This window comes from Streptomyces sp. NPDC058579 (assembly GCF_042718575.1).
Lineage (GTDB): Bacteria > Actinomycetota > Actinomycetes > Streptomycetales > Streptomycetaceae > Streptomyces.
Map to the genome: position 1 here is coordinate 279,329 of NZ_JBHXPI010000005.1, position 23,800 is coordinate 303,128.

Here is a 23,800-nt window from a genome sequence, read left to right on the forward strand (position 1 = left end):
CAATGGTGGGGAGGGGTACGGCCCAGGAAGCTGTGTGACGTGCCCCAGACAACCAACACCTCCGCGCCGCTCACCCCCACCCCCAAGTCCTCCCGCACACACCGAGTCCACCGCGCGTGGTTCGTGGCGGTCGTCACCTTCGTGACGATCATCGGGGCGGCGGCCTTCGCCTCGTTGCCGGGGCTGCTGATCGAGCCGCTGCACGGCGAGTTCGACTGGTCGCGCGGCACGATCGGCTTCGCGGTGTCGGTGAACCTCGCGCTCTACGGCCTGACGGCGCCGTTCGCCGCCGCGCTGATGGACCGGTTCGGCATCCGCAAGGTCGTCGCGGTCGCGCTGAGCGTGATCGCGCTCGGCTCGGTGCTCACGGTGTCGATGACGGAGCCGTGGCAACTCGTCCTGTACTGGGGCATCCTGGTCGGTCTCGGCAGCGGCTCCATGGCGCTCGCGTTCGCGGCGACGGTGACGAACCGGTGGTTCGTGGCCCGGCGCGGTCTGGTGACCGGCATCCTGACGGCGGCCGGAGCGTCGGGCCAGCTGGTGTTCCTGCCGCTGCTCTCCTGGCTGGTCGAGAACGAGGGCTGGCGCCCGGCGGCCGTGACCGTCGCGCTCTCCGCGCTCGCGGTCGTCCCCTTCGTGTGGCTGCTGCTCCGTGACCACCCGGCGGACGTGGGCCTCGCCCCCTACGGCGGGGAGTACGTTCCGAAGCCCGCCCCGGTCACGGGCGCGGCGCGGCGGGCCGTGACCGTCCTCCTCAAGGCGGCCCGCACCGGCCCCTTCTGGCTCCTGGCAGGCACGTTCGCGATCTGCGGGGCCTCGACGAACGGCCTGGTGAAGACCCACTTCGTACCGGCAGCCCACGACCACGGCATGCCGATCACCGCGGCGGCCGGGCTGCTCGCCGTGATCGGTGTCTTCGACGTCGTCGGCACGATCGCCTCCGGCTGGTTCACGGACCGCTTCGACGCACGCCGCCTGCTGGCGGTGTACTACGCGCTGCGGGGCGTGTCCCTCCTGTTCCTGCCGATGCTGCTCGCCCCCACGGTCCACCCGCCGATGCTCTTCTTCATCGTCTTCTACGGCCTGGACTGGGTGGCCACCGTCCCGCCGACGATCGCCCTGTGCCGCGAGCACTACGGCGAGGACAGCGCGATCGTCTTCGGCTGGGTCCTCGCCTCCCACCAGGTCGGCGCCGCGGTCATCGCCTTCGCGGGCGGCGTGGCCCGCGACGTCTTCGGCTCCTACGACGTCGTCTGGTACGCCTCGGGCGCCCTCTGCGCGGCAGCGGCCCTGATGGCCCTGGTCATCCGCCACCGCCCCACTCCGGTCGCCTAGGAGACTCCCGCTACAGTGCGCGCCGTGGACATACCCGACTGGCTCGTCTGGATCGCCCTGGGCCTGGCCGCCCTGCAGGCCCTCGCTCTCGTCCCCCACGTCCGCCGACTGCGCGGACCCGACCCCGCGGTGCGCTCCAAGGCGCGGCTCGACCTGGTGGAGTCCGTCGGCAATCTGCTGCTCTTCGGCGGCATGATGCTGGCCCTCTTGGTGGCGGACCGCTGGTTGTGGCTCGGCCTCGCCGGCATCGTGCTCATGGGCGCCGTCTTCGCCGTGAAGGGCCTCCACCTGCTCCGCGCCCGCCGCCGCCCCACGACCTGAAGCTCCTAGCCGCTGAACCGCCCGAACCGCCCCCGGTGGAAGAGCAGTGGCTCCCCCTCCGGGGCGGCGCCCAGGGCCTCCACCCGTCCCACCACGATCAGGTGGTCGCCGCCCGTGTGGACGGTGGCGATCGTGCAGTCGATCCAGGCCGGGGCGCCGGTCAGACGGGGGGAGCCCGTCGCCGGGGCGGCGTCGTAGGGCACCCCCGCGAACTTGTCCGCGCCGCTCTTCGCGAAGCCCAGGCACAACTCCCGCTGGTCCGCGCCCAGGACGTTCACGCAGAAGACCCCGGCCCGGGCGAGCCGGGGCCAGGTCGTCGACGTACGGGCGACCATGAAGGCCACCAGGGGCGGGTCCAGGGAGAGCGACGCGAACGACTGGCAGGCGAAGCCGGTCGGCCCGTCGGGATCGAGGGCCGTCACGACGGTGACCCCGCTCGCGAAGTGCCCGAGCACGCGCCGGAACTCGGCGGGATCCACGAGCAGCCGCTCGTCCTCCCCGACCGCCCGCAGCCGGGGCCGCGGCAGCGCATCGACGGCCGTCGGCGACCCGGCCGACCTGAGGTATCGGACGGCGGTGGCCGCCATCCCAGCGTGTCCCATCACATCTCCCATTGAAGCTGACGGATCGTCAGATGGGAACCCGTGTACCGAGGGCGTCCCGTCCGCCGCATGGCGGGTACCGGGCCGTGGTGATCGAGTGAAGCGGCCGAGGCGCCCGTAATCGGACCGTCACCCGGTGCGTTGCCGACGTGCAGGAATCCGTGGACCGCGCCGCTGCCCAGCAGTCCGAGCCGGTCGTGACGGACCCCCCACACGACAGGAGACGTACATGGCCACGCACACGTTCAGCCGCCGGATGTCGGCCGTCGGCACCGTCCTGGGGCTCGGCCTCGGGCTGCCGTTCGCCTTCGGGGTCACCCCCGCCTACGCGGCGGCCCAGCTGGAGATCACGAAGACCCACACCGGCGACTTCGCCCGGGGTGGGGAGGGCGTCTACCGGATCACGGTCACCAACACGGGCGACGAGGCGAGCAGCTCGACGGAGATGTCGGAGACGCCTCCGACAGGGCTCCAGATCACCGACTCGAGCGTCACCGACAACAGCGTCGGGGTCAGCTGCTCCTTGGACCAGACGCTCACGTGCAGCACCGACGCGATCCCCGCCAGTGGGGGCTACACCGTCGTCGTGACGGTCTCGGTCGCCGCCGACGCTCCCTGCAGCGTGACCAACACCGCGACCGTGCGGGACGAAACGAGCGGCGCCTCGGACAGCGCGAGCGACCCCACGACCGTCACCGGTGGGGACTGTGACGACGACGGAGGGAACGGAAGCCTCCTGTCGATCCTCCCCGTCAACCTCAACGGCGTCCTGCCGATGTTCAACAACATCAGCACCAACAACAACATCAACAGCCCTGGCGCCAGCAACACCACCGGGCAGAAGTTCTCGCTGACCGCGCCCTGACACCTCGCGGGCCCCGGCCGCGGTCCGGCCCGGGGGCGTCTCAGCGTCCCTCGTACCGAGCCGTCCGCCGTTCCACGAAGCTCGCGACGCCCTCGTTCGCGTCCCTGGTCGTCATGTTGATCTCCTGCGCCGCCGCCTCCGCCGCGAAGGCGGCGGCGCGGTCGGCGTCCAGGGAGGCGTTCACCAGCTGCTTGGTGAGCGCGAGCGCGCGCGTCGGGCCCTGGGCAAGCCGCTCGGCCCATTCCCGCGCGGTCTTCTCCAGCTCCTCCGCCGGCACCACCCGGTTCACCAGGCCCAGTTCCCTTGCCTCGGGGGCCGTCACCGCGTCGCCGAAGAACATCAGCTCCTTCGTCCGCTGCGGCCCGATCAGCCGGGGGAGCAGGTACGCCCCGCCGCCGTCCGGTACGAGGCCGCGGCGTACGAAGACCTCGATGAACTTCGCCGACTCGGCCGCCAGCACCAGGTCGCACGCGAACGCCAGGTGCGCCCCGATCCCGGCCGCCGTCCCGTTGACCGCCGCGATCACCGGCTTCTCGCAGTCCATGACCGCCGCGATGAACCGTTGCGCCCCCAGCCGGATCGTCCGCGCCACGTCCCCGGGGACACGGTCCCCGGACGCCGGTGCGCCCCGCAGGTCCGCGCCCGCGCAGAAGCCCCGGCCCGTGGCCGTCACGACCACCGCCCGTACGTCAGGGTCGGCCGAGGCCTCCCCGAGGAGCGCGATGATCCGCTCCCGCTGGTCCCAGGTGACCGCGTTCATCGCCTCGGGCCGGTTGAGCGTGATCCACGAGACGCCGTTCTCGACGGCGTGCAGGACGTCGGTCATGAAGGTCTCCTCAGCGGCACACCGCGAGCGCGTCGAGCGCCACCGCGCCCTGGCCCCGGGGCAGCACCATCAGCGGGTTGATGTCCAGTTCGGATAGGTCGCCGTCCAGCTCAAGGGCCATCCGCTGCACCCGCAGCACGACCTCGACCAGCGCGTCCACGTCGGCCGGCGGAGCTCCCCGTACGCCCTTCAGCAGAGCCTGCCCGCGCAGTTCCCCGAGCATGTCCCTGGCCTGGTCCTCGCCGAACGGCGGCACGCGCACGGCCGCGTCGTTCAGGACCTCCACCAGGACGCCCCCGAGCCCCACCGTGACCGTCGGGCCGAAGAGCGGGTCGCGGGTCACGCCCACCACCATCTCGACCCCGCGCCCCACCATCTGGCAGACCAGGATCCCGTCGAGGTCCACCCCCTCGTAGCGCGCGATGTCGGTGAGCTCCCGGTACGTGTCCCGGACCTGGCTCGCCGAGGTCAACCCGACCTTCACCAGGCCAAGTTCGGTCTTGTGGGCGAGCTGCGCGCCCGAGGCCTTCATCACCACCGGGTAACCGACGAGCCCGGCCGCCCGGACCGCCGCCGCCGCGCTCGTCACCAGCTGCTCGCGCGGCACCCGGATCCCGTACGCCCGCAGCAGCTGCTTCGCCGCGTGCTCGCTGAGCTGCCGGCCCGGCCGCATCAGGGCCTGCGCCTTGCGGAAGGAGGGCGACGGGGTGCGCGGGGCCTCGTCGAAGGGGGAGCGGTAGGCGGTGGTGAAGCGATGGTGGTCGAGGTAGGCCTTGACGGCCCCGATGCAGTTGGCGAACGTACGGAAGGTGGCGACGCGCGAGGAGCCGAGCAGGGTCTCCCGGTAGGCCGCCTCCGTCCCGACCGGCGAACCCCACACCACGCACACCAGCTTGTCCGTGGCCTCCGCCGCGTCCACCAGGTCCTGCGCGAGCTTGTCGCTCATGGGCGGGAAGGGGCCGGTGATCGGACAGATGAGGACGCCGACGGACGGGTCGGCGAGGATCGCGTCGATGATCTTCCGGCCGCGCCAGTCGCCGACCGGGTGGCCGCCGTTGTCGACGGGGTTCGCGACGTTCAGGTACTCCGGTATCCACTGGTGCAGCTCGTCCTGCTTGGCCTCGGGGAGGGTGGGTAGGTGGAGCCCGGCGGCCGTGGCCAGGTCGGAGAAGTGCGCGCCGGTCCCGCCGGAGATCGAGTACACGACGACGCCGTCCGCGACGGGCTTGCGGGCCCGGGCCAACAGGGCTGAGGTGTCCTGGAGTTGGTCGAGACCGTCGACCCGGATCACCCCGTACTGGCGCATCGCCGCGTCCACGACCTGGTCCGCGCCGGTGAGCTTGCCGGTGTGCGAGGCGGCCATCCGCGCGCCGGTCTCGGTCCGCCCGACCTTCACGGCGACCACGGGCACGCCCTCGCGGGCGGCGCGGTCGGCGGCGAGGAGGAAGGAGCGGCCGTCCTTGAGGCCCTCGACGTAACAGGCGATGGCCCCCACCTCGGGCCGGGTCGCGAAGTACGAGATGAAGTCGGCGGTCTCCAGGTCGGCCTCGTTGCCGGTCGGCGCCCAGTGGGAGAGCCGTACCCCCAGCTCCTGGAGGGTGTGGACGGGGCGGCCCTGGTGCCCGGACTGGGTGATGAGCGCGATCGCGGGCCCGTCCAGGTCGTCCCGGAACCGCTCGAAGGCGTTGAGGTTGGTGTTCGGGCCGAGGAGGCGGATGCCGGAGCGCCGTACGGCGTCGGCGAGGCGTTCCTGCGCGGCGGCCCCCTCGTCGCCGGTCTCGGCGAACCCGGAGGCGAAGGCGACGGCGAACTTCACCTTGGCCTCGGCGAGTTCCTCGATCACGGGCAGCGGGTCGGCGACCAGCAGGACGGCGAGGTCGACGGGTTCGGGGAGCGCGCCGACGGACGGCACGCAGTCGATCCCGAACACGGTCGTACGGGTCGGGTGCACGGGCACGAGCCGGGCGCCGACCCGCTCGGCCCAGGCGATCAGCTGCCGCGTGATCCCGGTGTTGGGGCGCCCCTCGGCGTCGGAGGCCCCGACGACGGCGACGGACCCGGGCCGGAAGAACCGGTCGAGGTCCGGCACGGGCGCGTGCAACGCCCGCCCGCTGACGTCCACATCGCCTTCGACGGCGGTCACGCCGTGCACGACGTGACCGCTCGGCCCGGGGTGTTCGCCGCAGGCGACCACGCGGGCGCGGAGATCGGTGGTGAAGGTGCCGTGAGTCGATCCGAGCATCGTTCCGCTCCACCCTTCCGCCCATGACGATTAACTGACGCCCTGTCAGATTACAGAACTGACGGCAAGTCAGGAATGGTCGAGACGTGAGGATCTCGGGAGGGGAAGCGCTTGTCGGCTTGCGCGCCTTCCGGATCGCCCGCGCCGTCTACCCGGCGGACGGCTTCCGGATCGCCGCGCGCCGCCTACCCGGCGGACGCCTTCCCGATCGCCCGCGCGATCCGCTCCGCGTCCCGTGCCATCTCCCGGAACATCCCGCTGATCGGGTTCGTGAACCCGGTGAAGTACAGCCCCGGCGCCTCGCGCGGCGTCCGCGCCCCGTGGGCCACCGGCCGCCCCCGCTCGTCCAGGACGCCGAGGTGGCCGAGGAGCGGCTCCAGGCCCCGGCGGTACCCCGTCGCCGCGATCACCGCGTCCGGGGTGATCGCCGAGCCGTCCGCGAGGACGACCTTGTCGCCGTCGAAGGAGGCGACCGCGCCCACGATCTCCACCTTGCCCTGCCGCACGGCGTCGATCAGGCCCACGTCCTGCACCGGGATCGCCCCCTCGCGCACCCGCGAGTACAGCCCCGTGTCCGGCCGGGGGAGCCCGTGCTCGGAGAGGTCCGGTACGGCGACGCGCGCCACCAGCTCGCCCACCTTGTCCACCAGGCGTACCGGCAGGCGCCGCACCAGGATGCCGGTGCGCTGGGCGGGCCACCCGGCCGTCGAGCGGCGCACGATGTGCGGGACCGTGCGCACCGCGAGCCGTACCCGCGCCGCCCCGCCCTCGACGAGGTCGGCCGCGATCTCGGCGCCCGTGTTCCCGGCGCCCACGACGAGGACGTCACGGCCGGCGTACGGGGCCGGGTTGCGGTACGCGCTCGCGTGGGCGAGGTCGCCGCCGTACGTGTCCAGGCCCGGCCACTCGGGCAGGCGCGGAGTGTGGTTGTAGCCGGTGGCGACGACCACGGCCCGGCCGGTCAGCCTGCGCCCGCCGGTCGCGTGCAGCAGCCAGTCCTCGCCGGCCCGCTCGACACGGCTGACCTCGACTCCTGTCACGATCTCCAGCTCGTGCACGTCGGCGTACTTCTCCAAGTACCGCACCACGTCCGCGCGGGCGACCCAGCGCCCGAAGGAGCGGGGCATCGGGAGGCCCGGGAGCGCGGAGAGCCGGCGGGTGGTGTGCAGCCGCAGCCGGTCGTAGTGCGAGCGCCAGGAGGCGCCGACCGCGTCGGACTTCTCCAGGACGACGGCCCGGACGCCCTTCGCGCGCAACGAGGCGGCGACGGCGAGGCCGCCGGGCCCGCCCCCGATGACGTATACGGGGTGATCGGGTCTGGATTGGGGGGTGTTGGCCATGAGTGCTCAGCGTAACGAGCTGCTCACTTGTTGGGTCTCGGTCAAGAGGGGGTTCGGTTGCGAAACGGTCACGCCTGGGTGGAATCCATGGAGGCGTGCGGGGGTCTTGCGCGGCCGGAGCTCCATCCGCTGAACTGACATCCATAACTGACGTACCGTCAGATCAGATCGATCGGATCTCTGGAGGGGCAGGTATCGCCGATGCAGACCGTCTGGCTCACCGGCGCCGAATGGCTCGCCGTCCTCCGCATCGGCCTCGGCCTGTGGTGGCTGGAGAGCTGGCGCCACAAGGACAAGAAGGGCTGGTTCGAGCGCGGCACCGGCATAGCGTGGGCGGCCGACGTCGCCGGCAAACACCGGTGGCCGTTCGTGAAGCGCGGCTTCGAGTCGGTCGTCGCCCCGCGCCCCAAGCTGATGGCGTACGTCGTCGTCTACGCCGAACTCGCCCTGGCCCTCGGCCTGATCTTCGGCTTCCTCACCCCGTTCGCCCTGGTCGGCGGCCTGCTCCTCAACCTCCTCTACCTCGTCCTGATGATCCACGACTGGGCCGAGCAGGGGCAGAACGCGATGATGGCGCTGATCTCGCTCGTCGCGCTCTTCTCCCTGTCCTGGCAGACCTGGTCCCTCGACCACGCGATCGGACTCTTCCGGTGACGGCCGCCGACCCCGACATCGACGCCTTCACCCGCCCCTACTGGGAGGCCGCGGGCGAAGGCCGCCTGCTGCTCAGGCACTGCGCCGGCTGCGCCCGGGCGCACCACTACCCGCGCGAGTTCTGCCCGCACTGCTGGAGCGAGGACGTGACCTGGGAGCCCGCGAGCGGCCGGGCCACGCTCTACACCTGGTCGGTCGTCCACCGCAACGACCTCCCGCCGTTCGGCGAACGCGTGCCGTACGTGGCAGCGGTGGTCGACCTCGCCGAGGGCCCCCGGATGATGACCGAGGTGGTGGGGGTGGCAGAGGGGGACCTCCGGATCGGGATGGACCTGGAGGTCACCTTCCGTACGGAGGGCGAGACGGCCGTCCCCGTCTTCGGCCCGGCACCGCATGGGTCACATGGGTGAGATGTTGCGCCAAAGCTGAGTGCGGCTGCTGGAGTCGCAGGCGTACGTGTCCAGGAACGGCGTTCCGACGTTCAGGCACTGCCCGTTGCTCAGGTTCTTGATCGTCCGGCCGGAGGGCGTGGTGGCGTGGATCTTCCACGTCTGCGTACTGGAGCCGTTGCAGCCGGCCACGCCGACGGGGCCGGGATTGCCGCCGCCTACCTGGAGGCAGCGGCCGGTGTGCTTGTTGACCAGCCGGAAGGTGCCGTTCGAGCCCGCCGAGTAGGTCCAGGCGTACGAGGCGCTGCCGCTGTTGTTGGGCAGGACGCCGCAGTCGTGGGTGTTGGCGTAGATGCCGTACCCCGGGTTGTACTCGACCAGGCACTTGCCGTTGGAGGCGTTTTCCAGGGAGTACGTCCCCGAGGGCCCCGAGCCGCCGCCACCGGCGGGCGGGGGCGCCGGCTTCGTGGTCTTCGGGGTGGACGGCTTGGAGCCACCCCCGGAAGCGGCGCCTCCACCACCGTTGCCGCCGCCGTTGCCGGGTGTGGTGCCGGTGCCACCGGCCGCGGCGCCACCACCCGCGCCACCGCCGGCAGCCGCACCGCCCGCCGCCGCACCGGACCCGTCCGTTCCGGGCCCGGAGGGCGAAGGCGCCCCGGACGAGGACGAGGACGAGGGAGAGGCGGAGGAGGACGGGGTTCCGGTCGTCGTGCTGGGCGGCGGCGCGGAGGTACCGGGCGAGGCCGACTGCGAGGCGGAGGCGGACGGCGGCCCCGCGGCCGAGGCGTCGGGACCGCCCTGCCGGCCGATCTGGTACGGGCCGAGGGCGACGGTCAGGGTGGTACCGGTGGCCACGACGACGGGCACGGCGAGCATGGCGAACCGCTTGCGCCGGGTCTGCTGCCTGCCGGTGGGGGCGACGACCTCGCCCCCGGCGGTGACGGGCTCGCCGGCTCCCCGCTGAACGAGCGCCACGGTCCCGATGTCTTCGGTCGCACCGGCCTCCCCCTCGGCCTCGTCCCCCGCGAGCTCCTCGGCCGTGGGCGCGGTCGCGGCGAACGCGTCCCGTGCCTCGACCGGCGCCATGACGGCGGCCGGCCAGGGGGTGTCGTCGGCGTAGTCCTCCGTCAGCTCGACGACCTCGGCGGCGGTCGGCCGGGCGGCGGGGTCCTTGGCGAGGCAGGAGCGTACGAGGTGGGCCAGGGCGGGGGCGGTCTCCGCGAGCCGCCCGAAGTCGGGGTCCGCGTGGACGACGCGGTAGAGCAGGCCGGGCCCGGAGCCGTCGCCGAAGGGAGGGCGGCCGGTCGCCGCGTACAGCAGCAGGCTGCCGAGGGAGAAGACGTCCGCCCGGCCGGTCAACCGCGGGTCGGCGACGGCCTGTTCCGGGGCCATGTACGCGGGCGTTCCGATGACCATGCCGGTCCTGGTCAGCCGGCTCTGGTCGGCCGCGCGCGCGACGCCGAAGTCGATGAGCGAGAGGCCGTCGGAGGTGAGCATCACGTTGGACGGCTTGAGGTCCCGGTGCACCATGTCGGCGGCGTGCACCGCCCGCAGCCCGAGCGCCGCCTCCCGCAGCAGCCGCCACAGGGCCTCGGTGGGCAGCGGCCCGCCGTTGAGCCTGAGGGCTTCGTCGAGGGTGACGCCGGGGATGTACTCCGTCGCGAACCACGGCGGCTTCGCCGTCCGGTCGCTCGCGAGCAGCCGCACACTGGCCCCGCCGGGCAGCCGGGCCAGGTTGTCGAGCTCGTGCCCGAAGTGCCTCAGGAAGTCGGCGTCCTCGGCAAGGACGGGCAGCACCCGCTTGACCGCCGCGAACTTCCCGGGCACGGCGCCGAGATAGACCCGCCCCATGCCTCCGGAGCCGAGTACGCCGAGTAGCTTGAAGGCACCGATCTGCCGGGGGTCCCCCGGTTCGAGCGGTATGGCTCCGCTGCCGTCCAAGCGCGCGTTGATGTCCGGTTCCCCCTGCATGATCAACAGGATAGCCAAGCTATCCTGCGATCCGCATCGCTCTTCAAGTCACAGAATTGTACGGATAGTTGGTGCGAGTGAGCGCTGTGGAGTGAACTTCCCGGTCCATGCGGGTGGAGCCCGGTGACCCAGGACGGCACCCCTCGTTGCGCGGGTCATGAAAAGTACCCTCGCGTTCCCGCTGGCCACGGCCGCCCTCACCGGTCTCGCCGTCACCGGTCTCGCCCTCCCCGGGACGGCCGACGCCGACGACCCCGAGCCGGCCACCCGGATCCTCCTCACGGTCACCTCCGGGGCGACCGGCGACACCGAGAGCGCCTCGCTCGGCTGCAGCCCGGCCGGCGGCGACCACCCCGAGGCCGAGGCGGCCTGCGACGAGCTCGACACCGCCGACGGCGACTTCGACCGGCTCGAGGTCACCCCCGACGCCATCTGCCCGATGATCTACGACCCGGTCACGGCCACGGCCACGGGCACGTACGACACGGAGCCGGTCGCCTGGAAGAAGACCTTCTCCAATGCGTGCCTCCTGAACGTGGAGACGGGAAAGGTCTTCGCGTTCTGACCGCTGCGGCCGGGGGCTCGGAACGACCGATGCCCGGGCTCGCGAGGAGCGCCGGGCACCGGGCCGGGATGCATTCCGCCGTCAGAACACCGTGGGTGCCTGGGTCGTGTGCAGATAGCCGTTGGCCGCCGGCTTGAACGGGGCCGCCGTGTTGCCGGTGCCCGCGTAGAACCTGGGGCCCGACGCGCCGACCGCGTAGAGGTCGGCCCGCCCATCCCGGTCCGCGTCGCCGACACCGACGAGGTGGGTGAAGGCGCCCCAGCCCGCGCCGATCTTCGTACGGGCGGCGAAGGTGCCGTCGCCCTTGCCCTCGTACAGCCACAGGACGCCGCTCTTGTCGCGGGCGACGAGGTCTCCGGCGGCGGTACCGGCGATGTCGCCGGTGGCGGTGAGCTGGTTGTAGATGTCCCAGCCCCAGCCGATCTTCGTGCGGGGCGCGAAGGGCGCGGCGGCGTCGCCCGTGCCCTTGTACAGGTACAGGTCACCGGCCGTGTCGGTGGCGACGAGATCGGCGCGACCGTCGCCGTTCAGGTCGCCGCCACCGGCGAGCGACGTGTACCCGTTCCAGCCGGCGCCGATCTTCGTACGGGCGGCGAAGGTGCCGTCGCCCTTGGCGACGTACAGCCAGAGGATGCCGTCCTTGTCGCGGGCGACGAGGTCTCCGGCGGTGGAGCCGGCGACGCTGCCGACGGCCTCCAGCTGGTTGTAGATCTGCCAGCCGGGGCCGATCCGGACCTGTCCGGTCGTGACGGGCTCCCCCGAGGTCGCCGTCTTGATGGAGTCCTCGCGCCACAGCACACCCGCGGCGTCGCGGGAGAGCAGGTCCGGGCTGCCGTTGTCGGTGTAGTCGTGGGCGCCGGCGGTGCGGGTGACCTTGAAGGTGCCCGACTGCTTGAGGTCCGGGCCGATGCCGTTGAGGGGGGACGCGACGAATTCCCAGGCGTAGTCGCCGCTGGAGGCGAACTCCTTCACGCCCTCGGCGTTCGGGAGGAGACCGTCCCAGAGGAACTCGACGGACGCCTTGCCCTCGAAGGGGACCGCCTGGGAGAAGTCGTGCCGCATCGTGCGTCCGGTGGGGACGTGGCGAACCGTCACCGAGCCCTGCGCGTTGGTCCGGGAGAGCACCCAACGGAGCCGGGTCTGGCCGTTGTTCTTGTCGAGGTCGATCACCGGCGGCGTGGCCGCGGTGTACAGCGTGAGCGCGGTCGGCTCGCCCGTGCCGGCCACGAGGGTCGCGGCCGGCTTGCCGTCCGCGCCGAGCGCGACGCGGTAGATGCCCTCGCCGTGGGCGACGGAGCCGCCGCGGACCAGGAGCGCGCCGTCCGCCGCGGGGACGGAGGACGAGGCGTGGTCGAGGAGCTTGACCGTGGACTTGTCGACGACGTTGACCGCGGTGAGCGCGTGGTGCGGGGAGACGCCGGTGGCGGTGTTGCCGTCGGGCGCGGCGTAGGTCACCCAGTCGCCCAGGAGGCCGACATGGGTGCGGATGGCGTTGCCGAGGTCGACCAGCTCCGTGGCGGGCGAGGCCTCCGACCCGTCGCGCGCGGCGTACTTCAGCTTGGTGTCGGCGTTCGTCGCCGCGTCGACCCAGACCCAGCGGTCGCCGGAGAGCGTGGCGTCCTGGGCGGAGGGACCGGCGCCCACCTCGCGCTTCTCGACGACGGCGGCGGTGGCGACGTCCACGACGGCGAGGTAGTAGCGCTCCTTCGGGCCCTCGCCGGCCGTGTCGTAGCGGACGAGCAGCTTGGAGTCGGAGAGGACCTCGATGTCCATGAGGCCGAAGTCCGCCGGGAGTCCGGTGACCTGACGGTCGCTGCCCGGCTGGTTGCCCTCGCCGATGAGGCGGAGCTGACTCTTCTGGGTCGCGCCGTCGTAGTGGGAGAAGACGAGCGTCCGGCCGACGGCGCCCTGCCAGACGAGGCGGGTGTCGGGCTGCTCGATGACGGCGGGAGCGCTGCCCGGCTGCGTCATGTCCTGGAGCAGGTAGCGGGTCTTGCCGTCCTCCTTGGCCACGACGGTGTCGGACGCGCCGCCGCGCCACCCGCTGGACCACTCCGGGAGCTCGGTGGTGGTGCCGTCGACGGTGCTGGTCCAGAAGTAGTCGTTGCCCTGGGGCCAGCCGGTGCGCAGGACGGAGGTGAGGAATCCGCTGGGCCCGGCGCTGATGATCTGCGACGGGGCGGGGAAGGAGATGGTGTCGCTGACACCGGCGGGCGCGGCGCTCACGGCGCTCACGGCCGCCGCCGGCGACGCGGCGGTCGCGGGCACCATCCCGACGGCCGTTCCGGCGGTCACGGCGAGGACGGCGGTCACGGCTGCGGCGAGCCGGCGCCGCGGTATGCGGGTTCTGATCACGTTCGGTTCCTCGGAGGGGGGAGGGGAGGGGGAGAGTGTGCGGAGGTCGGTCAGGCGACAGTGGGGCTCAGCGTCAATGCGCCGTCCACGCCGGTCAGTTCCCGCCCCTTGAAGGGGGCGCGCCAACTGCCGGTGCCCTGGTAGAAGGATCCGCTGCCCATGCTGTACTCGGTGCCAGGGGTGTACGCGTACAGGTCGTTGCGGCCGTCGCGGTTCGCGTCGCCGACGCCGACGAGGTGGCTGTACGTGTTCCAGCCGCCGCCGATCCTCGTGCGGGCGGCGAAGGTGCCGTCGCCCTTGCCGAGGTAGCTCCACAGGACGCCGTTCTTGTCGCGGGCGACGAGGTCGCCGGCGGGGGCGCCGGCGATGTTGCCGACGGCGGTGATCTGGTTGTAGATGCCCCAGCCGTGGCCGATCTTCACCCGGGCGGAGAAGGGGGCCGTCGCGCTGCCGGTGCCCTTGTAGAGGTAGAGCCCGCCGGCGGCGTCGGTGGCGAGGAGGTCGGCCTTCCCGTCGTTGTTGAGGTCGCTGCCGCCGGTGATCTTGTTGTAGACGCCCCAGCCGGCGCCGACCTTCGTACGGGTGGCGAAGGTGCCGTCGCCCTTGCCGAGGTAGAGCCAGAGGATTCCGGCCCTGTCGCGGGCGACGATGTCCCCGGCGGGGGCGCCGGCGACGTTGCCCGCGGCCTCGATCTGGTCGTAGATGTTCCAGCCCGAGCCGATGACCTTCTTCTCCGCTTCCACCAGCTGGCCGGTGGTGTTGATGTACGGGGAGTAGTAGGTGTCGACGCGGATCAGCCGGCCCGACGCGTCCCGCAGGAGGACGTCCGGCGAACCGTTGTCGTCGTAGTCGTGCGGTGCGGGCTTCCGGACGATCTTGAAGCTGCCGGAGGCGGTCAGGTCCGGCCCGATGCCATTGAGCGGCTTGGCGCTGAGCTCCCAGGTGTAGGCGCCGTTGTAGGCGCTGCGGGCCCAGTCGAGATCGCCTTCCCAGTCGAACGCGTACGTCGGCGTGTCCGGCTGGTCGTAGAGGTACGCGACGGTCGCCTTCCCGGTCCGGGTGTGGCGCAGCGTGACCTTGACCTCGGCATGGCCCCGGGACAGGTTCCATACGAGCGGGACCCGGCCGCCGTTGGCGTCGAGGTCGATCGTGCTCGGGACGTTGTGGTCGACGAGCGTGAGCTTGGTCTGTTCGCCGGTGCCGGCCACGAGGGTGGCGGCCGGGACGCCGTCGGAGCCGGGCGCGATCCGGTACACGCCTTCGCCCTGGGCGATCGTTCCGCCGCGCACGGCCTGCGTGCCGTCGGGCGCGGCGGCGGCCGAAGTCAGGTGGTCGAGGAGCTTGACGGTGGTCTTCCCGTCGGTGAGGTTCCGGGCGGTCAGCGCGTTCGTGGCGCCGGGGGCGCCGTTCGCGAGCGCGCCCCGCTCTCCGTACGTCACCCAGTCGCCGACCAGGCCGACCTCGAGGTCGCTCACCCACTCGTCGGCGAGCAGGATGCGCTGGTCCCGGCCGGTGGAACGGTCGAGGACGACCACCGTCGCCCGGTTCGCGGGGGTGGTCTCGACCCAGGCCACGTGCGTCGCGGAGACGGCGATGTCCCCGTTCGCGGCGGCTGCGGGGAGAGGGTACGTCTCGGTCACCACGCCGGTGTTGACGTCGACGAGGCTCAGGAAGCGCTTGGCCTCCGTCCCCGCGCCGGTGGAGTAGGTCAGCAGGCCGTGGTCGGCCGTTCCCGCCCTGACGGCCATGTCCTCCGCCCCGGCGGGGAGACCCGTCACCAGTGTCTCTCCGACGGACCGGTGCAGGTGGAGCTCGTGGCCCCCGGTCCCGTTCTCCGAGGTGGTGAAGAGGGCTTGGCCGGCCGCACCGACGTACCGGCGGAGCGTCTCGCGCGGGCCGAGGAACGTGCGCGTGACTTCCCGGCCGGTGGAGACGTCCAGGAGGATCGCGTCGGAGCCCACCCGCGTACCCACGAGGTTCCCCGAGCCGGTGCTCTGGAGGGGGTTGCTAGACGACAGCTTCTTCGGAGTGGATCCGTCCAGCGGTACCCAGCGCCGCTCGAAGAGGGCGCCCCCACCCGGGGAGTTGGAGGTCAGGAAGCCCGAGGAGGTGGCCCCGAAGATCTTGTCGCCGCGCGGGAACGCGATGACGTCCTGTGCGGCCGTCCCGCCCGTCGTCGTGCCTTCGGCGGCGGGAGCGGCCGTCGCCGGGACCGCGAGGGCGGTCGTGCCGAGGGTCACGGCGAGAACGGCGGTGACGGCCGCGACGAGCCGGCGACGGGTGGGGCGTGCGTGCGTCAAGGTGTGCATTCTCCTCGGAGTGCGACCAGGCGTATGTATGTGCGACGGGTGGGACTGATGATCAGGCGAAATGGTTGTACTGGCGGTCGGCTGCGTCGGAGTACACGCCGACCCCCTCGCGCGGGCGGAAGGGCACGCGCCAGTCGCCGGTGCCCTTGTAGAGGTACGTCCCGTCGGCACCGTGGGCGAGGAGGTCTGGTCGTCCGTCCCTGTTCGCGTCGCCGACGCCCACGAGGTGGCCGTAACCGCCCCAGCCGCCGCCGATTCTCGTACGGGGGGTGAACGTGCCGTCGCCCCTGCCGCTGTACAGCCACAGCACCCCCGCCTTGTCGCGGGCCACGAGGTCGCCGGCGGGGGCTCCGGCGATGTTCCCGGTGGCGGTGAGGTCGTTGTAGATGCCCCAGCCGTGGCCGATCTTCTTGCGCGAGGAGAAGGGGGCCTTGACGTTCCCGGTGGCCGGGTAGAGCCAGAGGTCGCCGGCCTTGTCGGTGGCGAGGAGGTCGGGGCGGCCGTCGTCGGTGAGGTCGCTGCCGGCGGCGAGTTGGGTGTACGTGTTCCAGCCCGCGCCGATCTTCGTGCGGGCGGTGAAGGTGCCGTCGCCCTTGCCGAGGTAGAGCCAGAGGACGCCGGCCTTGTCGCGGGCGACGACGTCTCCGACGGAGAGCCCGCCGAGGTTGCCCGCCGCCTCGATCCGGTCGTAGACCTGCCAGCCGGCGCCGATGAGTTCGACGGGGTTCTGGGCGAGCTGGTTGATGCCGGGAAGGTAGAACGTGTCGGCCCACCCCAGCCGTCCTGTCGTGTCCCGGGCGAGGACGTCGGGGGAGCCGTCGTTGTCGTAGTCGTGCGGGGCTGCCGTGCGGGTGAGTTCGAAGGTGCCGGAGGCGACCAGGTTCGGACCGATGCCGTCGAGCGGCTTGGCGTCGATCTTCCAGGTGTACGTCCCGTTCGGCGCGCCGGTGGGCATGTCCGGGTAGCCATTCCAGGGGACGTCGCCCGACCAGTCGAATCGGACGGTGTGCGGATCGTCGAGGAGGTCCCCGTAGGGGCGCAGGTCCTCCGTCCTCGTCTTCCCGCTCTGGACATGGCGCAACGTCACCTTTGCGTCGAGATTGACGCGGGACAGCCGCCAGTCCAGCCGGATCCGGCCGTTGCCGGGCTCGGGGGCGACTCTCGCGGGGATGTCGTCGCCCAGCAGCGTGACCTTGGTCGACTCGCCGGTGGAGGCGACCGGTTCGGCGACCGGGGCACCGTCCGCGCCGATCGAGATCCGGTAGAGGCCCTCGCCCCGCGCCAGCGTCCCGCCCCGGACGAACTGAGCCCCGTCCGGCCCGGGCACGGCCGACTTCACGTGGTCCATCAGCGTCCGGGTCTCGCCGGTCGTCAGGTTGCGCGCCCGCAGGGCGCCCTCGGGTCGCGGGTGGTAGTCGCCCAGCGCGTCGCGGTCGGCGTAGGTCACCCAGCCGCCGACCAGGCCGACCTCGACAGTGCTTGCGCGGAGGGGCAGGCGCTGCGTCTTCCCCGTGGCCCGCTCCCGGACGACGACCGATCCCAGCAGGGAGGCGTCGTACTCCACCCAGGCGACGTGCGTCGCCGACAGCGCGACCCTGCCGGTCCACTGGCCCGGGCTGACGATCTCGTGCGTCTCGGAGATCGTGGCGGTGGCCCGGTCCATCAGAGCCCAGAACCGCTTCGCCGCTGCTCCGGTCCCGATCTTGTACGTCAGCAGGACGTGCTCGGACGTCGGCGCCATGGCGAACACCTCGATGGCGCCGGCGGGCAGCCCGCTCACAGGCCGTTCGGACAGCTTCCCGCCGTCTTTGCTCACGAGGTGGACGATCTCGCCGCCCGTCGTGTCGTGGATCCGGACGAGGAGCGACGACCCGACGGCTCCGCCGAACTGGGCGCCCACGGGTCCCATATTCCGCAGATCGACGCTCAAGATGTCCGTCCCGGCGGCCATGTTCCGCAGGGTGACGTTCGAGCCCTCGTTCACGACGACGACGTCGGAGGCGGCGGACCCCGTTGTCCAGGTGACGCCACCCGACAGCACCGTCGACGACCCGTCCGAGAAGCGCGTCCACCGCTCCTCCATGCCGCCGCCCGAGACTCCCCAGGTCAGGAAGCCGGTGCTACCCACGCTGACAACCCGGGCATCGCCGGGGTAGGGGACGACCGCGTTCTCGTTCCGCTCCGCCGCGTCGGCGGTGGTGAGCGCGAGCGCCGGGGCGGGCACGGCGAGGGTGCCGCCGCCCAGGGTCACGGCGAGGGCGACGCCCACCGACAGTGCGAGTTTGCGGTGTCGCGGGACATGGGCGTGCTGCACGGCGGGCCTCCCCTGGGGCGACCGCGCACGCGCCGGGGCGGGCTCGTGGACGGTCGGAGTCACACGGAGGCGGCCGGAGGTTTCCCCCCATCCGGATCATCGCCCCGTGTTGAGTGATCGCCGGAGAATAACAAGCGGTTCAGCCGCCCGTCACAGGGGATTCCCCGACCGACCCCGCTCCCGTGAAGCCCGCCGTACGCCGCCTGGCCGCCCCCACCGTCACGCCCCCGCGCGCCGCTCCACCACACCCCGTACGTACGCCGCCTGACCCGCGTGCTGGTTGTCCTCCGCGATCACGCTCACCAGGCGGACGCCCAGCGTGACCGGGGGGTCCCAGGCCTCGTCCACGACGCGGTCGAGGTCCGTGTTGGTCAGGGTGGCGAGGTGGTCCAGGCTCCGGGTGTGCACGGCGTCGTAGTAGCCGAGCAGCAGCTCCGCCGGGGCGCGGACGGCGGCGACCTGGCTGCTGGAGTGGCCGTAACCGGTGGCGCGCGCGGAGAAGGGGAGCCCGAAGCGGGCCTTCCAGCCCCCCGCCGTCCAGACCTGCTCGGTGTCGAACACGCCCGCGATGTGGTCGTCCTGGATCCGGGTGAGGTGCCAGACCAGCCAGGCGATCGAGTTCGCGTCCGCGTCGATCCTGGCCGCCAGCTCCTCCTCCGACAGCCCCTCGACCGCCCCGTGCACGGCCTCCTGGACGCGACCCAACGCGTCCACGAGCAGGTCGGCACTCCTCATGTCACCCAACTCCTCGCTCGCCGTCCACACCTGGACGCGACTCCCGCCACTCCGCCAACACCGTCTCCACGTCGAACGGCTTCAGGTTCAGCGGCGGGCCCGGGGGCGGGCGGTGGAGGGCCTCCGCGATCCTGGTGTTGATCTCGCCGAGGATCCGCCGCACCTGCGCCTCCGAGACGGCCCCGTCGACCGCCTCCCGCGCGTCCTCGGCATCCTTGCGGAGCGCCAGCGCCGGCGGGAGGACCGACGCGCCCTCGCGGTGCATCTTCAGCTTGATCCACCACAGCTCGTCGTACGGCGCGGTGTCGTCGGCCAGCGGTCTGCCGAAGCCGGCCAGCTTCCGGAACTCGCCGCGTTCCGCGGCCTCGCGGATCTGCTTGTCCACGAACGACTCGAAGCTGACTCCGGGCGGTTTCCGTTCGGTCATACGACCAGATTAGAAGCCGTCCGGACCAAAAGGCAGGAGCCCCGCTCGTGCCCGAAGGCACGGAGCGGGGCTCCTTGGGTACTTCTCTAGCCGTGCGCGATCGCCGACCCGGGCAACTTAGGCCGGGGTGACGTTCTCCGCCTGCGGGCCCTTCGGACCCTGCGTGACGTCGAAGTTCACGAGCTGGTTCTCCTCGAGGGAGCGGAACCCAGCCGCGTTGATCGCGGAGTAGTGGACGAAGACATCCGGGCCGCCGCCGTCCTGGGCGATGAAGCCGAAGCCCTTTTCAGCGTTGAACCACTTGACGGTTCCGGTAGCCATAAGCCCTCCTTGGGCCAAAGGGTTGCCCTGCTCCAGAACCTGCAAACAAGTCTGAAAACTACAAAAGCCTGCGGGTTACATGCTCCGCAGGCTCTGTACTGCAAGGGAAACCAAACTGCAACTTGCGATGAGCGTAGCACGCAGCGTGGGAGACGCACTAGAGGGAAAGATCACGTCACCCGCACGTTTGACGACCTTCTGACGTGCTGACGTTCGGCGCCACGCGCGCCCCGGCGATGTCCACCGTCCGGGACGGGTCTAGCCTCGCGATGTGGACAATGCAACCGACGACCACCAGCGCAGCCGGCCCCGCGTCGGACACATCCAGTTCCTGAACTGTCTGCCCCTCTACTGGGGCCTGGCCCGCACGGGAACGCTCCTCGATCTGGAGCTGACCAAGGACACCCCCGAGAAGCTCAGCGAGCGGCTCGTGGGCGGCGGCCTCGACATCGGGCCCATCACCCTCGTCGAGTATCTCCGCCACGCCGACGATCTCGTCGCCCTGCCCGACATCGCCGTGGGCTGCGACGGCCCCGTGATGTCCTGCGTGATCGTCTCCCAGCGGCCGCTGGACCGGCTCGACGGGGCGCGGGTGGCCCTCGGCTCCACCTCCCGTACGTCCGTACGGCTCGCCCAGCTGCTGCTCAGCGAGCAGTACGGCGTCCGGCCCGACTACTACACGTGCCCGCCCGACCTCGGGCTGATGATGCAGGAGGCCGACGCGGCCGTGCTCATCGGCGACGCGGCCCTGCGGGCCTCGCTGCACGACGCCCCGCGCCTCGGGCTTCAGGTCCACGACCTGGGGCTCATGTGGAAGGAGTGGACGGGGCTGCCGTTCGTCTTCGCGGTGTGGGCGGCGCGCAAGGACTTCCTGGCCCGCGAGCCGGAGACCGTACGCGAGGTCCACGAGGCGTTCCTGGCCTCGCGGGACCTGTCGCTCGTCGAGGTCACCAAGGTCGCGGAGCAGGCGGCGCGCTGGGAGTCCTTCGACGCCGAGCTGCTTGAGCGGTACTTCCGGACCCTGGACTTCCGGTTCGGCCCGGAGCAGCAGGCGGGGGTACGCGAGTTCGCCCGCAGGACCGGTCCGACGACCGGCTTCCCGGCGGACGTACGGGTGGAGCTGCTCGGCGCCCACCGGCGGTGACGCGTCAGGGGGACGGGACCGGGCCCTGCATCTGCTCGCTGATCCAGGCGATCGAGCCGTCCCCCATGCCCCGGACGTACGTCTTCGCGTTGTGCGTGCCGTCCTGGATGACCTGGAGGCGGGTCTTCACCGGGCCCTTCGTGTAGTCCTTGACGAACTTCTTCAGGCTGCCCAGGCCGGACTCCTCGGTCCCTATCTGGAAGGCCAGGTAGACCCGGTTCTTCTCGGTGTCCGGCTTCGTGCCGAGCGCCTTGGCCAGCTTCTCCGGGTTGTTCGCCTGTCGCGCCGCCTCGTGTCCCGCCCACAGCGGCGAGTCGGGCACGGTGTCGGGACCCGAGGCGATCACGGCCTTGAACTTGTCCGGGCGCTGGAGCACCGCCTTGAGTCCGGCGAAGCCGCCCGAGGACGAGCCCATGAATGCCCAGCCGTCACGGGACGCGAAGGTACGGAAATTCGCCCGGACAAAATCGGGGACGTCCTCGGTGAGCCAGGTGCCCATTTTCGGCTGCCCCGGAATATCGCTTCCGTCGTAGTAGTACTTGTCATCCGGGTTGAGCACAGGCATCACCACAATGAACGGAAGGCTCTTTCCCTCCTGCGACCACGAGCTGATGCTCGACTGGAGTTTGAGGTCCGTGCCCATCCAGTAATTCATCGGGTACCCGTTTCCGCCCGGAAGAGCCACGAGGACCGGGAAGCCGCTCTTCGCGTACTTCGGGTCGAAATACTGCTTCGGCGCCCACACCCACACCTTGCCCGTGAAACCGGACTTCGCGCCGGCGAGCGTGGTGACGCCGATCTTGGTGCCGTCGTCGAGGGTGTTGGCCGTCGTGAAACTCGCCTTGGGGCCGGTGGGGAGAATCGTTTCGGGACCGCCGCCGGTGCTCTTGCCCGCGCCGTCCTTGCCCGTGCCCCCGCCGGGATCCTTCGCCTGCCGGCTCGTGCTCGTGTCACCCGTGGGGGTGTCGAACGTGAGCGGCGCGCCCTCGTCCGAGCAGCCGGTCACCAGTGCGGCCGCGGTGCCGAGTGCGAGGGCGGTGGCGAGGAACCTGGGGAGGCGGTTCATGGGGCGACTCCGGATGTTTCGGACACGACGGTCGATTACGGCAGGGGCTACGGAAGGGAGGAGGGACGTGGTGGGCGATCGGTTGGCTGGGTACCGTTCCGAATCGTGGTGATCCGGCCCACGGGTCGGCCCATGGTTCGGGGTACGGGTCGGGGCGCGGCCACCAGGGGTACGGCCATCTAGGGGGAGACATGCAGCCGCTCGACGCGGGGGAGCCCAGGACCATCGGCGCGTACCGGATCCTCGGCCGGCTCGGTTCCGGCGGGATGGGGCGCGTCTATCTGGCCCGTACGGAGGGCGGCAGGACCGTCGCCGTCAAGATCGTGCACCCGCACTTCGCCCTGGACGAGCAGTTCCGGGAGCGGTTCCGGCGCGAGGTGGCGGCCGCGCGCCGGGTCGGCGGCCGGTGGACGGCGCCCGTCCTGGACGCGGACCCCGACGCGCCCGTCCCGTGGGTCGCGACCGGGTACGTCGCCGGGCCGACGCTCACCCACGCCGTGGCGGCGACCGGGCCGCTGCCCGAGCACGCGGTACGGGCCCTGGGCGCCGGTCTCGCCGAGGCGCTCGCGGGCGTGCACGGGCTCGGGCTCGTCCACCGCGACGTGAAGCCGTCCAACGTGCTTGCCACCCTGGAGGGCCCCCGCCTCATCGACTTCGGCATCGCGCGGGCCACCGACGGCACGGCCTCGCTCACCGCGAGCGGGGTCTCCATCGGCTCGCCCGGCTACATGGCGCCCGAGCAGATCCTCGGGCACGGCGCGACGGGCGCGTCCGACGTCTTCTCGCTCGGCGCGGTCCTCGCGTTCGCGGCGACCGGGGCCCCGCCCTTCCCCGGCGACACCTCGGCGTCCCTGCTCTACAAGGTGGTCCACGAGGAGCCCGAACTGGGCGCCCTCTCGGGGGAGCTGCGCGACCTTGTGACGGCGTGTCTCGCGAAGTCCCCGACGGACCGCCCGACTCCGACCGCCCTCGCCGCCGCGCTCGCCCCGGCCGGGGCGGCGGCCCTGGTGGCGTCCGGCTGGCTGCCGCCCCGCCTCGTGGAGGAGATCAGCCGAACCGCCGTACGCCTCCTGGACATCGACGCGGCCCTCGACGAAGCGCCCGGTCCCGCCCCCGACCGCCCTTCGGGCCCCGTGCCGTTCACCGCCCCCTCCGTGGACGGGGGCCTGACCGGCCCGCCGTCGGGCGTCTTCGGCCCTCCGACGACCCTGCCGCCGCACCACGGTGTCTACGGCCCCCCGCCGGCCACACCCCCCACGCCCGCCACACCCCACCCGGCCGACGCCGTACCCACCGCCTCCGGCGAGCGGCGGGCGACCTTCGCCGTGGCGGGGCGGCGGGTGAGCTGCACGCTCGCGCTCGCCGTCGCGGGAGCCCTCGCCGCAGTGACGCTCGGGGCCGGGTTCCTGTACGACCTGCTGCCCGGCGGCACCAGGGGCGACGACGCGGGCAGGACCGGCGGGACCGGCACCTCGTCGAAGCCACCGGCGGCCAACGAACCGACCACAAAAGCCCCCACGACCCCGACGAGCCCCACGGAGAGCCGCACCCCCAACCCCACGAGCACCACCCCCAACCCCACGAACACGGCCCCCCTCGCCTCCGTCCCCGCCGCCTTCCTCGGCACCTGGACCGGGCCCACCACGGAGGCCAACGGCTCCCCGCACGGCGACTTCACCGTCGTCGTGGCCAAGGGGCGTACCGGCGAGGACATCGTCCGTACCACCCACACCATCAGCCTCCTGGGCACCACCGTCAGCTGCCACGGCATCGGCCGGCTCAGCTCCGCCACCGCCGCCGAACTCGAGATCGCCGACCGCACCGACCCCGACCGCCCCGGCACCGCGGGCCTCTGCACCACCGGCGCCTCCTCCTTCACGCTCACCCTCGGCGCCGACGGGACCCTGGCCTACCGCTCCGACGAGGAGGCCGCGGGCCGACCTACCGGCACCCTGCGGAAGTCCTGAGAAGTGCTGGCGTAGGCTGGTTCGGCCCGCCAAGAAGCCCCAAGAACCCCTC

General features: G+C 72.0%; 20 protein-coding genes. 8 read left to right on the forward strand and 12 right to left on the reverse strand.

The window, feature by feature from the left end:
* The first annotated feature begins 39 nt into the window (after positions 1-39).
* Both ACFWRO_RS10110 and ACFWRO_RS10115 read left to right on the forward strand, forming a co-directional pair.
* Positions 40-1,335 (forward strand): MFS transporter, encoded by a 1,296-nt coding sequence (locus ACFWRO_RS10110; RefSeq protein WP_384507017.1) that lies wholly within the window; start codon positions 40-42, stop codon positions 1,333-1,335.
* A 24-nt stretch (positions 1,336-1,359) separates the two neighbouring features.
* Positions 1,360-1,656 carry a hypothetical protein gene (locus ACFWRO_RS10115; protein WP_384507020.1) on the forward strand — a complete coding sequence of 99 codons (297 nt, stop codon included), beginning with the start codon at positions 1,360-1,362 and terminating at the stop codon, positions 1,654-1,656.
* A gap of 5 nt (positions 1,657-1,661) precedes the next feature.
* Here the strand turns inward: ACFWRO_RS10115 and ACFWRO_RS10120 are convergent, their stop codons facing one another.
* Positions 1,662-2,243 carry a flavin reductase family protein gene (locus tag ACFWRO_RS10120; protein WP_384507203.1) on the reverse strand — a complete coding sequence of 194 codons (582 nt, stop codon included), beginning with the start codon at positions 2,241-2,243 and terminating at the stop codon, positions 1,662-1,664.
* Positions 2,244-2,487: 244 nt separating this feature from the next.
* Between ACFWRO_RS10120 and ACFWRO_RS10125 the strand changes: the two genes are divergently transcribed.
* Complete coding sequence (locus tag ACFWRO_RS10125; protein WP_384507023.1) at positions 2,488-3,123, forward strand: hypothetical protein; 636 nt, start codon at positions 2,488-2,490, stop codon at positions 3,121-3,123.
* 40 nt (positions 3,124-3,163) lie between these two features.
* Here ACFWRO_RS10125 and ACFWRO_RS10130 read toward each other — a convergent pair whose 3' ends face one another.
* The 3 genes from ACFWRO_RS10130 to ACFWRO_RS10140 form a co-directional block, all read right to left on the reverse strand.
* Positions 3,164-3,949 (reverse strand): enoyl-CoA hydratase/isomerase family protein, encoded by a 786-nt coding sequence (locus ACFWRO_RS10130; protein WP_384507026.1) that lies wholly within the window; start codon positions 3,947-3,949, stop codon positions 3,164-3,166.
* Positions 3,950-3,959: 10 nt separating this feature from the next.
* Positions 3,960-6,191, reverse strand: a complete 2,232-nt coding sequence (locus ACFWRO_RS10135) for an acetate--CoA ligase family protein (RefSeq protein ID WP_384507029.1) — start codon at positions 6,189-6,191, stop codon at positions 3,960-3,962.
* Positions 6,192-6,376: 185 nt separating this feature from the next.
* Positions 6,377-7,531: a flavin-containing monooxygenase gene (locus ACFWRO_RS10140; RefSeq protein WP_384507032.1), complete on the reverse strand. Its 1,155-nt coding sequence runs from the start codon at positions 7,529-7,531 to the stop codon at positions 6,377-6,379.
* A 201-nt stretch (positions 7,532-7,732) separates the two neighbouring features.
* On the opposite strand from ACFWRO_RS10140, the gene ACFWRO_RS10145 reads away from it, so the two are divergent.
* Together ACFWRO_RS10145 and ACFWRO_RS10150 are read left to right on the forward strand one after the other, a co-directional pair.
* Positions 7,733-8,185, forward strand: a complete 453-nt coding sequence (locus ACFWRO_RS10145) for a DoxX family membrane protein (RefSeq protein ID WP_384507035.1) — start codon at positions 7,733-7,735, stop codon at positions 8,183-8,185.
* The gene (locus tag ACFWRO_RS10150) at positions 8,182-8,595 is read left to right on the forward strand and encodes a Zn-ribbon domain-containing OB-fold protein (protein ID WP_384507038.1); all 414 of its coding nucleotides are present in this window, start codon (positions 8,182-8,184) and stop codon (positions 8,593-8,595) included. The genes ACFWRO_RS10145 and ACFWRO_RS10150 overlap by 4 nt, the downstream gene beginning before the upstream one ends.
* On the opposite strand, the gene ACFWRO_RS10155 is transcribed toward ACFWRO_RS10150, so the two are convergent.
* Positions 8,584-10,545: a protein kinase gene (locus ACFWRO_RS10155; protein WP_384507040.1), complete on the reverse strand. Its 1,962-nt coding sequence runs from the start codon at positions 10,543-10,545 to the stop codon at positions 8,584-8,586. The two genes, ACFWRO_RS10150 and ACFWRO_RS10155, sit on opposite strands and share 12 nt — an antisense overlap.
* Positions 10,546-10,702: 157 nt before the next feature.
* Here ACFWRO_RS10155 and ACFWRO_RS10160 point away from each other — a divergent pair, with 157 nt between their 5' ends.
* Positions 10,703-11,110 carry an SSI family serine proteinase inhibitor gene (locus tag ACFWRO_RS10160; protein ID WP_384507042.1) on the forward strand — a complete coding sequence of 136 codons (408 nt, stop codon included), beginning with the start codon at positions 10,703-10,705 and terminating at the stop codon, positions 11,108-11,110.
* An 81-nt stretch (positions 11,111-11,191) separates the two neighbouring features.
* On the opposite strand, the gene ACFWRO_RS10165 is transcribed toward ACFWRO_RS10160, so the two are convergent.
* The 6 genes from ACFWRO_RS10165 to ACFWRO_RS10190 all read right to left on the reverse strand — a co-directional run bounded on the left by ACFWRO_RS10165 (position 11,192) and on the right by ACFWRO_RS10190 (position 19,571).
* Positions 11,192-13,465, reverse strand: a complete 2,274-nt coding sequence (locus ACFWRO_RS10165; RefSeq protein ID WP_384507045.1) for an FG-GAP repeat domain-containing protein — start codon at positions 13,463-13,465, stop codon at positions 11,192-11,194.
* A gap of 50 nt (positions 13,466-13,515) precedes the next feature.
* Positions 13,516-15,765 carry an FG-GAP repeat domain-containing protein gene (locus ACFWRO_RS10170; RefSeq protein WP_384507048.1) on the reverse strand — a complete coding sequence of 750 codons (2,250 nt, stop codon included), beginning with the start codon at positions 15,763-15,765 and terminating at the stop codon, positions 13,516-13,518.
* A 61-nt stretch (positions 15,766-15,826) separates the two neighbouring features.
* On the reverse strand, positions 15,827-18,088 hold the full coding sequence (locus ACFWRO_RS10175) for an FG-GAP repeat domain-containing protein (protein ID WP_384507051.1): 2,262 nt from the start codon (positions 18,086-18,088) through the stop codon (positions 15,827-15,829).
* Between the two features lie 219 nt (positions 18,089-18,307).
* Positions 18,308-18,823 carry a DUF664 domain-containing protein gene (locus ACFWRO_RS10180; RefSeq protein WP_384507053.1) on the reverse strand — a complete coding sequence of 172 codons (516 nt, stop codon included), beginning with the start codon at positions 18,821-18,823 and terminating at the stop codon, positions 18,308-18,310.
* Position 18,824: 1 nt separating this feature from the next.
* Complete coding sequence (locus tag ACFWRO_RS10185; RefSeq protein WP_384507056.1) at positions 18,825-19,250, reverse strand: DUF1992 domain-containing protein; 426 nt, start codon at positions 19,248-19,250, stop codon at positions 18,825-18,827.
* 117 nt (positions 19,251-19,367) lie between these two features.
* Positions 19,368-19,571: a cold-shock protein gene (locus ACFWRO_RS10190; protein ID WP_112451444.1), complete on the reverse strand. Its 204-nt coding sequence runs from the start codon at positions 19,569-19,571 to the stop codon at positions 19,368-19,370.
* A 271-nt stretch (positions 19,572-19,842) separates the two neighbouring features.
* Between ACFWRO_RS10190 and ACFWRO_RS10195 the strand changes: the two genes are divergently transcribed.
* The gene (locus ACFWRO_RS10195; RefSeq protein ID WP_384507060.1) at positions 19,843-20,715 is read left to right on the forward strand and encodes a menaquinone biosynthetic enzyme MqnA/MqnD family protein; all 873 of its coding nucleotides are present in this window, start codon (positions 19,843-19,845) and stop codon (positions 20,713-20,715) included.
* A gap of 4 nt (positions 20,716-20,719) precedes the next feature.
* On the opposite strand, the gene ACFWRO_RS10200 is transcribed toward ACFWRO_RS10195, so the two are convergent.
* Positions 20,720-21,781, reverse strand: a complete 1,062-nt coding sequence (locus tag ACFWRO_RS10200; protein ID WP_384507062.1) for an alpha/beta hydrolase — start codon at positions 21,779-21,781, stop codon at positions 20,720-20,722.
* A 191-nt stretch (positions 21,782-21,972) separates the two neighbouring features.
* On the opposite strand from ACFWRO_RS10200, the gene ACFWRO_RS10205 reads away from it, so the two are divergent.
* Positions 21,973-23,748, forward strand: coding sequence for a serine/threonine-protein kinase (locus ACFWRO_RS10205; protein WP_384507064.1), 1,776 nt, complete (start codon positions 21,973-21,975; stop codon positions 23,746-23,748).
* Positions 23,749-23,800: the final 52 nt, after the last annotated feature.